Annotated in this window: 14 protein-coding genes; 2 read left to right on the top strand and 12 right to left on the bottom strand. The window is 37.1% G+C overall.

All coding sequences use genetic code 11. The annotated features are described in order from the left end of the window. Positions 1-132: 132 nt before the first annotated feature. The 3 genes from PYW42_RS03440 to PYW42_RS03430 all read right to left on the bottom strand — a co-directional run bounded on the left by PYW42_RS03440 (position 133) and on the right by PYW42_RS03430 (position 4,020). Positions 133-2,838 (bottom strand): YhgE/Pip domain-containing protein, encoded by a 2,706-nt coding sequence (locus PYW42_RS03440; RefSeq protein ID WP_010709019.1) that lies wholly within the window; start codon positions 2,836-2,838, stop codon positions 133-135. 120 nt (positions 2,839-2,958) lie between these two features. Then, positions 2,959-3,189 (bottom strand): hypothetical protein, encoded by a 231-nt coding sequence (locus tag PYW42_RS03435; protein WP_002355737.1) that lies wholly within the window; start codon positions 3,187-3,189, stop codon positions 2,959-2,961. Between the two features lie 78 nt (positions 3,190-3,267). Further along, a complete protein-coding gene (locus tag PYW42_RS03430) occupies positions 3,268-4,020 on the bottom strand; it encodes a tyrosine-protein phosphatase (protein ID WP_002355736.1) in 753 nt (250 codons plus the stop codon). A 173-nt stretch (positions 4,021-4,193) separates the two neighbouring features. On the opposite strand from PYW42_RS03430, the gene PYW42_RS03425 reads away from it, so the two are divergent. Next, positions 4,194-5,672, top strand: a complete 1,479-nt coding sequence (locus PYW42_RS03425; RefSeq protein ID WP_002388853.1) for a helix-turn-helix domain-containing protein — start codon at positions 4,194-4,196, stop codon at positions 5,670-5,672. Positions 5,673-5,726: 54 nt separating this feature from the next. Here the strand turns inward: PYW42_RS03425 and lepB are convergent, their stop codons facing one another. From lepB to acpS, 7 genes are all read right to left on the bottom strand, one after another. Continuing rightward, on the bottom strand, positions 5,727-6,476 hold the full coding sequence (gene lepB / locus PYW42_RS03420; protein ID WP_002385011.1) for a signal peptidase I: 750 nt from the start codon (positions 6,474-6,476) through the stop codon (positions 5,727-5,729). Positions 6,477-6,533: 57 nt separating this feature from the next. Continuing rightward, entirely contained in the window at positions 6,534-6,860 is a 327-nt protein-coding gene (locus PYW42_RS14140; RefSeq protein WP_002364740.1) for a hypothetical protein, read from the bottom strand. After that, a complete protein-coding gene (locus tag PYW42_RS03415; RefSeq protein ID WP_002361325.1) occupies positions 6,841-8,136 on the bottom strand; it encodes a coiled-coil domain-containing protein in 1,296 nt (431 codons plus the stop codon). Before PYW42_RS03415 ends, PYW42_RS14140 begins: the two co-directional genes overlap by 20 nt. A gap of 24 nt (positions 8,137-8,160) precedes the next feature. Next, complete coding sequence (locus PYW42_RS03410) at positions 8,161-8,856, bottom strand: hypothetical protein (RefSeq protein WP_002388963.1); 696 nt, start codon at positions 8,854-8,856, stop codon at positions 8,161-8,163. Positions 8,857-9,174: 318 nt separating this feature from the next. Then, the gene (locus PYW42_RS03405) at positions 9,175-9,552 is read right to left on the bottom strand and encodes a type II toxin-antitoxin system PemK/MazF family toxin (protein WP_002355729.1); all 378 of its coding nucleotides are present in this window, start codon (positions 9,550-9,552) and stop codon (positions 9,175-9,177) included. 15 nt (positions 9,553-9,567) lie between these two features. Beyond that, positions 9,568-10,683 carry an alanine racemase gene (gene alr, locus PYW42_RS03400; protein ID WP_002388905.1) on the bottom strand — a complete coding sequence of 372 codons (1,116 nt, stop codon included), beginning with the start codon at positions 10,681-10,683 and terminating at the stop codon, positions 9,568-9,570. A 29-nt stretch (positions 10,684-10,712) separates the two neighbouring features. Next, a complete protein-coding gene (gene acpS, locus PYW42_RS03395) occupies positions 10,713-11,066 on the bottom strand; it encodes a holo-ACP synthase (protein WP_002355727.1) in 354 nt (117 codons plus the stop codon). 304 nt (positions 11,067-11,370) lie between these two features. On the opposite strand from acpS, the gene PYW42_RS14135 reads away from it, so the two are divergent. Further along, positions 11,371-11,637, top strand: a complete 267-nt coding sequence (locus tag PYW42_RS14135) for a hypothetical protein (RefSeq protein ID WP_002358791.1) — start codon at positions 11,371-11,373, stop codon at positions 11,635-11,637. Between the two features lie 60 nt (positions 11,638-11,697). Here the strand turns inward: PYW42_RS14135 and cshA are convergent, their stop codons facing one another. Further along, positions 11,698-13,245, bottom strand: a complete 1,548-nt coding sequence (gene cshA / locus PYW42_RS03390) for a degradosome RNA helicase CshA (protein WP_002355724.1) — start codon at positions 13,243-13,245, stop codon at positions 11,698-11,700. A 302-nt stretch (positions 13,246-13,547) separates the two neighbouring features. Continuing rightward, positions 13,548-14,921 carry a UDP-N-acetylmuramoyl-tripeptide--D-alanyl-D-alanine ligase gene (locus PYW42_RS03385; protein ID WP_002366255.1) on the bottom strand — a complete coding sequence of 458 codons (1,374 nt, stop codon included), beginning with the start codon at positions 14,919-14,921 and terminating at the stop codon, positions 13,548-13,550.

Genomic DNA, 14,921 nt, shown 5'->3' with positions numbered 1-14,921 from the left:
GGAGATTTTATTATTTAGCATTGCCAAAAAGTCAAAAGCAAGAGCCCCCAAAACTTCTTTGTTAGGGTTGCCTTGAAAATAAAGAAAAACAAAAAGCCGAAAACGCTAGAGACGTTTTCAGCTTTTTGTTTTTTAATGGAATAAATGGCTCTTTTGTGCTAAAGCCGCAAATTTTTTCGATCTGTGTTCCAGATGTGGATAAAGAATTGCACCGCCAATACTAAAGACGACTGAAATCCCCACCATAATCCAAATTGCAAACCAAGCATTTGGCCAGTAAATGCCTCCTGCTGATTCCCTTAGCAAGTTCACGGCATGCGTAAACGGCAAGAACGGATTAATCATTTGGAAGAATTTACCTGAGACTTGAATTGGGTAGTTCCCGCCCCCACCAGAGATGGATAGTACCAAGATTATTATCGCAATTCCTTTCCCTACATTGCCAAAGAGAGCAACGAGCACATAAACCATTATCATAAACGTAATGGCAATCAATACCGCAAACCAGACGCTATACGCTGGATTACGAACATCTACGCCTAACGCAAAGTAATTACCTAAGGTTACAATCAGTGCTTGACCAATCCCCATGACAATGAAAGTAAACATCCGTGCTGAAAATTGTTCCCGTTTAGAAAAGCGTTTTTTATCTTTTCCTTCAAGATAAACATCCGTTGTCGCAACACTTGAGAATAATACAGCACCAACCCATAAACACAAAGCTGTATAGAATGGCGTACTTGCCGAACCATTATTAGCAATCGGATAAACAGCATGTTCTTTGACTTCAACTGGTTGTGTAAAGAAGTCACTTTCTTTATTGGCATCTAATTTTAGTAATTTAAGAATTTCACCTAAATCAACTTCTTTTTCACCTTTACGGATTGCATTCGCTGCTTTGTGTAATCCTGTTTTGATATTTGGCCAATCATTAATAATCAGCTCGTTGGCTTTGTCTAAGGCCGCTTCAACATCTGGCATTTTCTCATTGACTGTTTTCAAGGTATTCGTTAAATCTTTTCGGATACCTGGATAGTCATTTTGCATAAAGGCTGCCGCTTTGCTGACTTTGTCTTGAATGACTGGTAAATCGTTTTTATACAAATCAGCACCACGATTAATGCCATTGACAATGGTTTCCATATTGCCATTCAACATCGTATTCGCATCATGAATTTCTTGTTTAATTGCCGGCATTTCGGCTTGATATTTTTCTAATAAAGAAATCGCATTAGTGACCGTTTGACTTGTTGAGCTCAATAAACCTTCAAAGTCAATTTGTTGCGCTTTGTTTAGTTGACCTTGAGCGTTTTGGATTGTAGCAATTAATTTACTTGTGACTGTATTAACAGTGTTACTAATTTCATCTGCTTTAATTGCTCCAGCTATCCCAGCAATTTTTTGCGCTGCTGCATCAATTTCGTCTAGCAATTTCTTTGCACTTTGTAAATCATTATTCTGTACATAGTTATTTAGTTCATTTAATCGATTACTAAAATCTCCTAATAAAGTACTTAAATTAGTAAGTTGACGAATAGTCTCATCTAAGTCATGATTACCGGCATTTTCTTGAATCTTTTGCATAAATTCTATAAGATTACTAATTGCTTGCTGTTGCCGTTGGATATTAGTTGTGAAATCTTGTACTACTTCATTAATATGTTGTTTTTTTTCTGGCGTTAACTGTCCATCATCTAACGCTTGACGAATAGTAGCGACTACGGAAGTTGTTGTTGTAGCAACTTGCTGGATAGATTTCAAAGTCACTTCAACGCTATTCGTAATGCTTGGTAACGCCTCTTGCAATTTATTGGCGCCATCTAATGTGACATTCCCTAAATCATTGGCTTGATCACCTAGTTTACGAATATCTGGTAACGCCGTTTGAACTTGTTGAATGATTTCTAAACCTTGTTTTGCTTCTTGGATTCCTTCGCTCATTGTTTGTTCCACAGAGGCAAAGTCTTCATCAATCATAGCAATTTGTCGGCCAGCGTTTTGAATTTCTGGAATTTTTTCTTGTAACGTCAAAATAACACTAGCTTGTTCTTTGATGCTTGGCATTTTGCCATTTAGCTCAACAATCTTCTCTCCTAAAGCATCAACTTCAGGTAAATATTTCATCGCATCGTTGGCTTTCGCTAATTTTTCTTTTAGCTCAGGCATCTTACCATGTAAGTCTGTGACTTGTTTTGCATACGTATCAATGGTTCCAATGTTGGCATCTGTATCTAAAATCATGCTCTTAACTTTTTGAATGCTGACCATGTTTTTATCAATATCATAGCCAATATCATTGAATGTTTTGATTAACGTACTACTTGCCGTTTTAATGAATTCTTCCGAAATTTGTGACTGAATGGAAGAAGCGCCTTTTGACGTAATTTTCGGTGCAATTGCATTAATTTTTTCGTTAATTGAGTATTCAATTTTAGGTTTATTGATATCACCAGAAGTAAAACTTAGCAAATCTTTGGAAAAATCTTTAGGTAAATAAATCCCGGCAAAATATTTTCCTGATTGGACCCCTTTGTCTAATTCCTTTTTCGAATCAACAAAACGCCAACCTAATTGCTTGTTTTTCTTCAAGTTTTTCAAGACTTCATCACCAATATTGACCGATTTATCTTGAAAAGTTGCTGTTTGGTCATCACTATAGACCGCTATTGGTAACTCTCCTGTATTTGAATACGGATCCCATAGTGCTTTAATGTTAAACCATGCATATAATGATGGAATAATCATTAAGGCAACAATCAAAAATGTTGCTACTGGGTTTTTAAAAATTCTTTTCCAATCTAAAATAAATAGTTCCCATGTATTTTTTATATGTTTCATAAAATCACCTGCTTTTTTTTGTGCCTGAATAACTTTAGCATAAAATACAAGAGAATAACAAACAAAAGCTTGAATGTTACGACACATTTTTAAAATGTCGTAAGTTCAAGCTAAGTTTGTTTATTTCATATTTTTAGAAAATTCCGAAACGACTTGTTTAACTTCATCAATGGCTTCTGGTTTTAAATAAGCCAAAAGTTTTGGTGCTTTTGTCATCAAGTACATTTTATCTAATTTGCCTGTTTGTTGGCGTTCAAACATTTCTGCAAGTAGCGCTTGCATTTTTTCTTTTTTATCTTCTTTTGTTCGATCTAGTATGAACGTTAAGAATTGTTCTTGTCCTTCTTTCATTCCCTATCCCTCCTTACAAACAGATTCTTTTCTATTATAAAACTTCTTTTTTAGAAAGGATAGTCCTTTTTTTAGGATCTATGATTTTGTGTACAGACTTAGCATGTCTTTTTTGGCGGATAAAGGTAAGCCGAGTCCCTCTTTTAAATAGCCCTCTACCGAACCAAATTCTTTTTCAATCGCCTGTAAAGCGGTCGCTAAGTACTCTTTTTTCACATAAAGCAGCGTTTCTAATTGTTGAATTTCTGCTGGAGGCGTTCCATTTGCTTGATATTGCGCAATAATTTGCTCGTTAGCGGTTTTTCTTTGCTCGTTCGTCTTTAAATAATCTTCTAAAATATAAGAATGTTCCACACCTAAAGCACTTAATATCAAGGCTGCGCCGATTCCTGTTCGATCTTTTCCTGCGAAACAATGAAATAAAATAGCTTCCTGTGGATAACTTAAAAAGTTTTCAAAAAATGTTTGGTAACCTTTGCGCCCCGAATTGGAAAGAACCATTTCTTTATAAGCCATGTCCATTGCTTCATCGGGTGAACCAACCGTTTTAAGCATTCCTTCTAATGAAGCAGTCTGCGCCTGAATATCGGCCAAAATATCTATATGTAGATAGTTGGTTCCTTGAATTGAATCATCTGGTCGTTCTTGCGTTTCCGCTGCACTTCTAAAATCATAGATTCGTTTAATTTGATAGTCCTCTACCAGTTTCTGTTGATCCGCTTGTGCAACATTGACGAGTTCACCACTCCGAAAAAAATGTCCTGTCTTGACAACTGTGCCTTGTTGCGTTGGAAATCCTCCAATATCTCTAAAGTTCACCACGCTGTTCATGTTCTATCGCTCCTTCATTTTAATTATTTTGTTGTCATTTAAATACTTTGTTTTTTCTTTTTATTTCTTTTTCTCAACGATAATAAAAAACACCTCAAAAAACAATCTTTTTATCAGTTGTTTATTGCCATTTTATCATAGATACAGTATTCTTAAAAGAGAGGTGAGTAACGATGCTAAAACGAGATTTTTTAGAAAAGCCTTATGATTATATGAATGATATTTTATTGTTCCTATATAATAATAAAGGCCGAGCGACACGAAATGAATTAGTAGATTTTTTCAATATTAGTTTACCAACATTGAATGAGTATCTTTCTTTTTTAGAGCAATTTTTGAAAGAAGAGCAACTTCAAGAAAACCTCACCTTAACAGTATTAGGTGACACTCTATATCTAAATAAAGCGCCTACCTTTTCCATGAAAGCAATGATCATGTTGTTCTTAGATAAATCTATTAAGTTTCACATGGTCCAGCAACTCTTCCATAAAAATGAAATAAATGGCGGGTATTTCCAACAGAATTATGCCATTAGCTCTGCTACCTATTATCGAAAAATTGTTGAATTAAATGACTTACTCAATGAGTTTAATTTACGTATCAAACGAGGAAAACTTGTCGGCGAAGAAAAACAAATTCGCTTTTTCTTTTTTAATTTTTTCTGGTTTATCTTTGAAGAAAAAACAGATTTAGAAAAAGAACTGGCCAATCAATACCTAGGATTAATCGAGATACTACAAGAAATCCCCAGAATTACCTTTGACCATACAGAAATTCTCCAAATTAAACTTTGGATGAAAATTTCTTTTCGTCGCATGGTTTTAGAACCCCTGCCAACGATTAGTCCACATGATGTCCAACTCGATCGACCTTTATTTGAAGAAATTAATTTATCTATACATACATATATGAAAAGAATCTACCGTCCATATACAATCAATGAAGCCTATATGTTTTATGACTTTTTTTGTTCCATGCATAACTATTCTGCGAATGCTGCTTTCGCCTTTCGTTTAGCAAAACAACAACGAATTGAAAAAACGTATCTTAACGAAATGAACCGGGTCATTTTAACGTACCTTAAAGCACGTGGTTATTTATCCCATTACGTGCTGCCTATTCGGCTACTTTATATTGAAAATTTACTTTTCCAATTACATGCGCAACTCTATTATTTTTCAGGATTTATTTTACCCTTTGATTATTGGACAATTCAGTCACTTTTGAAAGTCTTACGTCATCCTTTTAGCGAAAGTGAAGTTTACGAATTAGTGGAGATCGCTACAACGAACTTTGCCACAAAAGCCACTGCTTCTAAGTACCAAAATCAATTTACTGAAATTAATTATACACTTATTTTGAATCACATTGCTGAATTAAATGAAAAAAAAATAACGATTGGTGTTTATCACTCACTGAGCAGTGCTTATAGCGAGTTGGTAGCACAAAAAATACAACAGAGTATCGCTGGAAAATATCCGCTGAAAATTGAGCCTTACAACGCAGAAAACCATTATGATTTGCTTTTAATGAATACCAATAATGAACAGCTCGTTGCCCAGTATGACCATTACTATATTTTTTCGGATATTAGTAATCGTTACGACCTACAATCAATTGAAAAAATCATTCAATTGTTATTGGGCAAATAATCTCTAAAAAGAAAAGCTTAAGTGCCCTACTCTTAGATGGCAGACTTAAGCTTTTTATTTTACTTTCCCTATTTCCTTAAACGGCGCCATTTTAAACACCACGATTCCTTCAATCGCTTGTATCTCGACAAAGCCGAACGTACGACTATCACTTGAATGCGTACGATTGTCCCCTAAGACAAAGTAATGACCAGCTGGAATCTTCTGAAACAGGCGAAGTTGGGCTGCCGCTTCTTCTGATAAGTCAAAACGACTGGCATTCTCAGGCAGTGCCTCATTATCGCTTGCTATAGGTTCTTCTGAAAGATAAAGTTTTCCCTCGTTTACCCAAATTCGATCACCAGGAACCCCGATGATTCGCTTGACGTACGTACCTTTGCTAGCTAGCGGTGCTTTAAATGCAATCACATCGTACCTTGCTACTTGCTTCGTCCGTTGTACTAAGACTCGTTCCCCTGCGTTAAGTGTCGGCTTCATGGATTGCCCAGCAATTGGGTAGCTAGATGTCTTTAACACAAAAAAGAACACAAAAATGGCGAAAAGAATAGCTGGCATAAAAAATTTAACGACTTGGACGCGTTGTTTCTTTTGGTAGGCTTGCCGCTTTTTTTTAATCTCTTCAGCGGTCATTTTTCTTTTCGGTCCTCTTATTGATTGATGGTTATCTGTTTGCTCAAGCAAATATTCCATTGCTGTGTTAGCCTTTTGCTTTTTTAGCTGATATGTCGCAGGCAACTTTTGCTTCAAGAAGGCGCGCTTAATGTGGCGAATTGTTCGCATAACGGGCTTTATCCATTCTTCCATCGTTTTCTTAAAAGGAAAAGCTTCTTAAATAAACTTTTCCTTTCTTGCTCCTTTTTTCTATTTAACTAATTGCGTTCCTTTTTTTATATAACTACTACGTAACTGGTTTTCCTTCATAAACTGATTCAATGGTTTCTGCGCATCTTGTGCCAGCTCCCAAATACTTTGATTTGCTTCTACAAGATATTCGCTCTTCTCTGTTACTATGTTTTTCCTGATAAGCGGTTGCCTTAGCGACTGCTCTTCCTTTGAGACAGCAGCAGCCTGTAATCTTTCTGCGGAGCTACTTAATGTAACAGCTAAAAAAAGGACCCCAAGACAATGTAGTTTCCTTGCTCCCGTTAACTTTTTACTGACCATTTTATTAATAGTTATCTTGTTCAAGACGTGTCAGTTTAGTTAAGCGTTCCTCTAATTCGCGATAAATCTCAAGTACTTCTACTTTTGATGCTTCGACTTCATTCGAAATACTTTTCGCTCGGTTACCAATATTTAACATTTCTAATTCTGCGGAATTGATTAGGTGTTTTGCTTCTACTTTCGCTTCATTAACAATCCGATTGGCTTCTTTTTTGGCAGAAACCATCACTTCGCCAATTTCTTGTTGCGATTTTAAAGCCTCTTCTTGTAATTGCTGATTTTTCATTAATAAATCGTTAATTTGCTGTTTTGCGCGTAGCAGTTCTGTTAACTGCTCACTACTCGGTTCAATATTTTTTGAAACGGCTTGTAGTGTCTTCAATTCTTTTTGAACTTGTTCTAAACTGTCTTCTTTGGCCTCTACTTCTTTTCTTAGAGCAGCTAATTCCCCTTCGTAAACTTGCTTTTCAGCAAGATGTTTGTCATTGACACCTTGTAGTCGACCTAGTTTTACTTCTGCTTCATTTTTTTGCTGTAAACTATTTTGAAGCTCATTCTTTAACTCCTCCATGCGTTGTTTCACAATCACTTCTTGTTGGGCAGCCTCTTGTAAGGTTTGTTTTTCGGCTTCTACTTTTTGTAATTGTACAGTTAGTTTTTCAATTTGTTCCTGCAATGCTTGTTGAGTCGTTGTGCTTTCTTCTAATTCTGTCGTTAACGTTTCTACTTGCTTTTCCATTCCTGTAATATCTCCTTTTTTCTCCAACTTTCCTTTTTCTTCTGCTAACTGGTTGTGTAATGTCTGGATATGTTGTTGCTGTTCAGCCGATTCTTTTTCTAATTCTGCCACTTGCTGCGTTAATTCACTTTCTAAACGTTCCATTTGATTATGTACAGTGGTTAATTGTTTTTCTGCATTTTGCAGATTTGTTTGAAGAGTGGTAGCCTCTGTCGTGGTTTCACTGTTCGTTTCCAGTTGCTCTTCCAATTCAAAAATTTCATGTTCCTTTTGATTTAGTGTTTCAAGTAATGCCTGATTTTTTTCTTCTAATGCTTGTTTTTCCGTTTCTTGTTGGTTCTTTAATTGCTCATTTTCTTCTTGAAGTTTTTTAAAGGCTGTTTCTTTTTTCTGATAGTAGGCGAGCCTTTCTCTTAACGTCGCCATTTCTTTTTCCTGTTGTTCCGGTTTGATTCCGCTAATTATTTTTTCTGGTTCGAATCCTGGCTGAAAAAAGACTTCTTTTTCAAGCGTATCATCCGAAATATCTTTAATTTTTTTGATTAAACGTCTTTTTGTCATATATATGTCCTTTCTCTCGTCCTTTTAACTAATCACGACAGGCTCCAAATTTGTTTCCAACGTCTCACGAGCATACGTATCAATGGATTTGACAAGGGTTTGCTCTTGATCTCGATAAGTAAAATTAAAATCAATCATGGTGATTTCTTTGACTGAATTCAACGCTGCAATAAGTGCTACAATATTGTCTTGGCCTGTTTGAAATTCATGGTAACTTAAGCCAACTGAAAAAACAGACAGTGTCAAGGTTTGTGTTTTTTCACTTCTAATTATTGTGATACTCGTCTCTCCGAAGTAAGGACGCCATTCACGCGCTAATTGTAATTCATAATTAGTCAAGACAGCGGCCGATTCTGTCGAAACAGCTTGCTTCCAGGGAAACTGGTTTAAGGCTGTTTTTTTAATCGCTTGTTTTTTTATTTTGTCACCTTGAGTAGCTTGGCCCTGTGCCAAAAGCTCGATCCGCTGTTCCATGCGGATATTTCGTTGATTTAATTGATAATATGTATAAACAATTCCTAACAATAATACGCTAAGTAGACAAACACTAAACAATAAATAAATCATTAAACGACTATTTTTCTGATACTTATAGAAATTTATTTTCCTCTTTAATGTCCGGTCCTCTGAATCCAGTTTTTCGACAAGTAATCGCAAATACAATTGATAGCTTACAAATAAAAATAAGCAACTACTCATTAAAAGTACAACAATCATCATACAAATATAATCTCCTTTATGTCATCGCTCGACAATCAAAACTTGTAAAATCACCTGTTACGCTCTTTAAAAACTCTATATAGTATTGATTGTAACATTCCGTTTGAGCCTTGCCAACAACTTTATTTAAAATACGATGATAAAATTTTATATTTTATATTTATATTTTAATTTTTAAAATATAAAACAAAAAAAGAGAGATGCCACTTGGCCATCTCTCTCGCTTTTACTCAAACTATGTTTAGCGAACCGAACTAGATCAGTCGCTTTTTAAAAAATCCAATTAGTCTTTGTTGATTTCATAGTAGCTATCGTTCTTTATGTAGCTGAATTTGCTTTTGCTGGGGCTGAATCGCTACTAAGTCCAACACTGATGCCTAAGGCACGATCAACTTCTTCCATAATATCAAGTCTCAAATGACAAACTTTTTCTTTCAAGCGACCCTTATCGATTGTTCGAATCTGCTCTAAAAGAATCACTGAATCTTTTTCAATGCCTGTTTCATCAGAATTAATCCCGATATGTGTTGGCAATTTTGGCTTTGCCATTTTGGCTGTGATCGCCGCAACGATAATCGTTGGGCTAAAATGATTACCTAAGTTATTTTGGACAACAAGGACAGGTCTGACGCCACCTTGTTCCGAGCCCACTACTGGGGAAAGGTCTGCAAAATAAATATCTCCGCGTTTGACCATAGCGGAACCTCCTATCTAGTTATATTCTCTGGGGATTCTTTGTGAGAAAGTACATGCAACTTCATAATGAATGGTTTCTAATTTTTCGGCTACCATTTGTAACGTATTTTCTTCATTGCCATCTTTTCCAACTAATGTAACGACTGAGCCGACAGGAACTTCTTCTGCTAAACGAATCATACATTGATCCATACACACTCGTCCGACGATTTCGCAACGCTTACCATTCACGAGCACTGTAAATCCTTGGAGATGACGCAACCAGCCATCTGCATAGCCGATTGGCACTGTCCCAATCCATTCTTCAGCTTCAGTTACGTAGGTTTCGCCATAGCCAATCCCTTCACCAGCCGCTAAGCGTTTTACATGGATAAGTTCACTGGTCAACCGTAAGGCCGGCTTTAACGCATAGCTTGGGGCCAGCTTATTACCTGAAGGGTTCAATCCATACATGGCTACTCCATAGCGAATCATGTTTCCTGGCACATCAGGATGCCATAACGCTGTCGCACTATTGCTAACATGGACATACCGTGGTAACTCTTCTAAAACTGCTAGAACAGCCTTAAAACGCCCTGCTTGTTTTTCAAAATAGCTTGTATCGATTTCATCAGCTGTTGAAAAATGAGTAAAAATCCCTTCCCATAAAAATTCTTTGTGGGATTGAACAAACCGCACTGCTTGCTTAGTCTCTTCCGGGGTTAAAAAGCCAATCCGTCCCATGCCAGTATCGACTTTTAAGTGAACACGTAATGGCGTGTTACTCTCAGGCGTTAGTTGTTGAAGAGTAGCTTCTAACCATTCTTGTGTAGCTACCGTTACAGACAAATCATATTGAATCAACAAAGGCACATAAGCTAAGTCTACCACACTCAAAATTAAAATGGGGTCCTGAACACCTGCTTCTCTCAATTCAATTGCTTCATCCAATAAGGCGACACAAAAACCTGTCGCGCCACCTTTTTTCGCCGCTTTAGCGGATTCTACGGCGCCATGCCCATAGCCGTTCGCTTTTACAACCGCAAATAAAGCGGTTCCTTCTGGCAAACGTTGACATTCCTTTTGGACATTTTCAGTAATTGCTTGCGTATCGATATGTAACCGTGTAGGACGATGCCATCCAACGACCATTGTACATCCTTCTTTCTTCGTTGCTTCTATTATTCGCTTTCTAAAACAATTTGTGCAATCGCCATAGTATCTGTGTGCGTAATCGAGACAAACACTTTACCATTATGGGGCGAGTTTGCTACGTATGGTGCACCTGTTTTTTCAGTCAGCACCTCAATATCTTGTAAACCAACTTTACCAATCCCTGTGCCCCATGCTTTAGAGAACGCTTCTTTACAAGCAAAACGACCAGCTAAAAATTCTATTTGACGTTTTGTAGATAACTTTTCAAAAAGGGTCAATTCGTTAGGTGTTAAAACCCGTTGAATAAATGATCCTTGTTTTTCAACAATCGGTTTTATCCGACTTAATTCTACTGCGTCAATACCAATTCCCTTTATCATTTTCCGCCTTACTTCCTATTTAATATAGTTACTCCGAATTACCTTTCATTTTAACAAAATTTCAAAATTTTTCCACTGATTCGCTAAAAAAATAAAGAATGTTTTACAAGATCCTCACACAAATTGAAGTACCATACGTTTTCTTCCTATTTACATTTTTATAAAATTTTTCTGAATTTTTATAAAAGTAAGACAACAACTAAGAAGTATCGGAAAAAAATCAGGAAACTAAGCGGATGTTCTGATATTTTATATAAAATTTTGGCTACTTATGGGAGAATAAAAAGAAAAAGGAGAAAAATGTATGACTTTAACTTCTCGGCAAAAAAAGTTACTTCGTTGCGCCCTATTTATTTTTACTTTGTTGCTCTACATATTTCCAATCTTCTTTAAAAATCCCAGCCTATTTTTTCTCTTGCAACTGGTTTGGATCGTAACCATTCATTTGCTACAACAAAAAATGAAACTCTTCAATCTAACTTCCCCGTTGAAAACTTGGATAATTTTGGCGTTTTTCTTTTTCTATATCATTTTGATGCCTTTTTTACTTTTTTTAAGTTTTTCTATTTAACGATTATCTACCAAAAAAGAGCGAGTGTTCCGTTCATAGACGGAACACTCGCTCTTTTGATTATTTGGCGTTTTCGCGAATGACGAAACCACGTTTTTTATCGTTATGACGTTTGCCGCCACGTTGATCTTTATTTTTGCGGTCGCTATTTTTGTAATTACGGTCGCCATCTTTATGGTTTTTGTTGCCACGATAGCTGCCACCTTTACCATTGCCACCACGGTTGCGATTACGGTTGTTCCCACCGCCACCACCACGGCCATTTTTGTTAAAGCCTTTTTTATTTGAAGGCAATGGTCGTTCTGGGGTAATTTTTACAGGAACCGCATCTGCTGGATCTTTCGCTACTGTTTTTAATAATAACGCAGCTAAGTCTGTCGCTGAATATTTTTCTAATAACGCTTCAGCAGATTCTAGATATTTGTCTAAACCATTTTCTTCTAGATCACTTTCGATGGTTTCAACAGCTGCACTTAATTGTCCTTTAAATGCTTCTTTTTCGGTTGGTGGACGTAATGGTGTCATCCGTTTTTTCGTTAGGTTTTCGATGACATGTAAGTAACCCATTTCGTTTGGTGTTACAAACGTCACAGACATACCACCTTTACCAGCACGACCTGTCCGACCAATACGGTGAACATAACTTTCTGGATCTTGTGGAATATCGTAGTTATAGACATGGGTGACACCTGAAATATCTAACCCACGTGCTGCTACATCTGTTGCCACTAAGATATCTAAGTTACCATTTTTGAATGAACGTAAAACGCTCATCCGTTTTTGTTGTGATAGGTCGCCATGGATGCCTTCTGCTTTGTAACCACGCGCTTCTAACCCGCGGGCAAGTTCATCAACACGGCGTTTTGTCCGACCAAAGACAATGGTCAATTCTGGGGTTTGCACGTCTAGTAAACGTGTCATAATGTCAAATTTTTCAAAGTCTTTTGAACGTACATAATATTGATCAATTAAATCAGCCGTCATTTCTTTGGCTTTAATCTTCACATGTTCTGGTTGTTTCATGAATTTCACGCCAATATTCTTGATTGCTGGCGGCATAGTTGCTGAAAATAGAAGTGTTTGACGTTGTTCTGGCACTTGTGAGATGATTTTTTCAATGTCTTCCAAGAAGCCCATGTTTAACATTTCATCTGCTTCGTCTAAAACTAATGTTTCAACAGTTTCTAATTTCAAGGTACGACGGTTAATATGGTCTAGTAAACGTCCTGGTGTACCTACAACGATATGTGGACGATCTTTTAGTCCACGGATTTGGCGACCGATATCAGCCCCACCGTAAACGGCTTGGACGCGAATCTTTTTATCGCGGCCTAAACGGAATAACTCTTCTTGTGTTTGGATAGCCAACTCACGGGTTGGTGCAATGACTAATCCTTGAATAACGCGGTTGTCTGCGTCAATTTTGTTAAGCATTGGTAAGCCAAAAGCAGCGGTTTTCCCTGTTCCTGTTTGTGCTTGTCCGATTACGTCTTTTCCTGCTAACGCTAACGGAATTGTTTCTGATTGAATAGGGGTTGCTTCCTCGAAGCCTGCGCGTTCTACCGCTGATAATAATTCTGGCGCTAAACCAAGTTCTTTAAATTTCAAATGATATCCTCCTAGATTTTGTTTCGGAAAGAACGATTTCTTCCTAGTTTCAGGTGTCTTCACTTTCAGTTGTTAAAAAGAAATCCATTATAGTGTGCCAACTATTTCTTCTTTCCTGATTTCACCGAAAAATTCACCTTATGGCATTAGAAAAGCCAAACGTGGTCGTTCAGCTTCACATTTATTATTAAACATAGAAATAGATCTATTTTATTTACTACGATTCAATTTTTCTCGTCATCTTCCGGCAATAGGTCATTCTATCATAGAATCCTATTTTCAGCAAGTTTTATGAAACTTATTTACTTTTCCAAAAGTGCATCGATGACTTCACGAAGTCCCATCCCGTTACTTCCCTTTAAAACCACCATATCTTCTGGCTGTAAGACTTTTTTGACAGCTTCAATCAACTCATTTTTTTCTTCTTTTTTAAAAGAATGAATGTTAGCTGGTGCATAGGTTTCTTGCAATTTATCAGCTAAATAAGCCATTTCAGAACCATATAAAAAGACTTCTTCAATCGCATCTGGGGCTAAATGCTGCGCCATTGCTTGATGCATGCTAGCAGAATCAGGACCTAATTCCAGCATGTCTCCTAAAACAGCAATTCGTTTTCCTACTTTGGACATTTTGCTAAAACTGTCCAGAACAAGACCCATAGCTGTCGGATTGGCATTGTACACGTCACTTAAAATTTCGGCACCATTCGCTGCTTTCAGCCATTCTGTCCGATTCTTTGTTAGTTCCGCTGTAGCCAACCCTTTTTGAATCTCACTATCCGTTAATTGGAAATACCGACCAATACCAATTGCGATTAATGCATTGGTGACATTATAGGTTCCTGGCACTGGAATCGTAAACGTCATTTGTGTATCACTGATTTTGAATGAGGTTTGCTCTTTGGCTTCATTTGTGACGATTCCTTGAAGTTGACTTTCCTGGCTAAAACCAAAAGTAATCACTTGTTGCGTGACTTTTTCCACCAATGGTTCTAGCAAAGGTTCATCGCTTGGCACAAATAAACTACCGTCTTTGGCTAAACCATCTACGATTTCCATTTTTGCTTGTGCAATGCCTGCTCGTGAGCCTAAATTTTCCACATGGGCTTCGCCAATCATTGTGATGGCAGCAACTTCTGGCTGAGCCAGATTGGAAAGGAAAGAAATTTCCTGAGCATGATCCATGCCCATTTCTAAAATCAGTTTTTCTGTTTCATCAGGCATGTGTAAAATAGTATAGGGTAAGCCAATTTGATTATTGTAATTGCCTTGCGTTTTGTAAGTCACAAACTTTTCAGATAACACAGCAGCAATCAAATCTTTAGTGGTAGTTTTTCCATTACTGCCAGTCACAGCGATGACATTCGGTTGCATTTTATTTAAATAATAGGTAGCTAATTTTTGCATAGCAACCAGTGGATCAGTAACATGCAAAACAGGCAATTGTTGCGGCGCATCGACTAAATCCTGTCCCCAAAAAGCGGCCTGACAGCCATTAGCCATGGCACTCTCAATAAAACGATGACCATCATTTTCACCTTGTAAAGGAACAAAGAGATTTCCTTTCACAATTTTACGACTATCAAATTCAATGCCTGTTAAAGGAAAATCAGGCCATTGTTGCCAATCATTACTGGCTTCAACCGCTTGCGCTACTTCCCAGAAGGTTAATTTCAT

The sequence above is a fragment of the Enterococcus faecalis genome, assembly GCF_029024925.1.
In the GTDB taxonomy this organism is placed as follows: Bacteria; Bacillota; Bacilli; order Lactobacillales; family Enterococcaceae; genus Enterococcus; species Enterococcus faecalis.
The sequence above is the reverse complement of the archived record's forward strand: the minus strand, read 5'-3'. Positions and strand labels throughout refer to the sequence as shown.

Excerpts from the sequence above, each read along its gene's own strand:
- PYW42_RS03440 (WP_010709019.1), bottom strand. The coding sequence starts at position 2,838 with ATGAAACATATAAAAAATACATGGGAACTATTTATTTTAGATTGGAAA.
- PYW42_RS03435 (WP_002355737.1), bottom strand. The coding sequence starts at position 3,189 with ATGAAAGAAGGACAAGAACAATTCTTAACGTTCATACTAGATCGAACA.
- PYW42_RS03430 (WP_002355736.1), bottom strand. The coding sequence starts at position 4,020 with ATGAACAGCGTGGTGAACTTTAGAGATATTGGAGGATTTCCAACGCAA.
- PYW42_RS03425 (WP_002388853.1), top strand. The coding sequence starts at position 4,194 with ATGCTAAAACGAGATTTTTTAGAAAAGCCTTATGATTATATGAATGAT.
- lepB (WP_002385011.1), bottom strand. The coding sequence starts at position 6,476 with ATGGAAGAATGGATAAAGCCCGTTATGCGAACAATTCGCCACATTAAG.
- PYW42_RS03415 (WP_002361325.1), bottom strand. The coding sequence starts at position 8,136 with ATGACAAAAAGACGTTTAATCAAAAAAATTAAAGATATTTCGGATGAT.
- PYW42_RS03410 (WP_002388963.1), bottom strand. The coding sequence starts at position 8,856 with ATGATGATTGTTGTACTTTTAATGAGTAGTTGCTTATTTTTATTTGTA.
- PYW42_RS03405 (WP_002355729.1), bottom strand. The coding sequence starts at position 9,552 with ATGGTCAAACGCGGAGATATTTATTTTGCAGACCTTTCCCCAGTAGTG.
- alr (WP_002388905.1), bottom strand. The coding sequence starts at position 10,683 with ATGGTCGTTGGATGGCATCGTCCTACACGGTTACATATCGATACGCAA.
- acpS (WP_002355727.1), bottom strand. The coding sequence starts at position 11,066 with ATGATAAAGGGAATTGGTATTGACGCAGTAGAATTAAGTCGGATAAAA.
- PYW42_RS14135 (WP_002358791.1), top strand. The coding sequence starts at position 11,371 with ATGACTTTAACTTCTCGGCAAAAAAAGTTACTTCGTTGCGCCCTATTT.
- PYW42_RS03385 (WP_002366255.1), bottom strand. The coding sequence starts at position 14,921 with ATGAAATTAACCTTCTGGGAAGTAGCGCAAGCGGTTGAAGCCAGTAAT.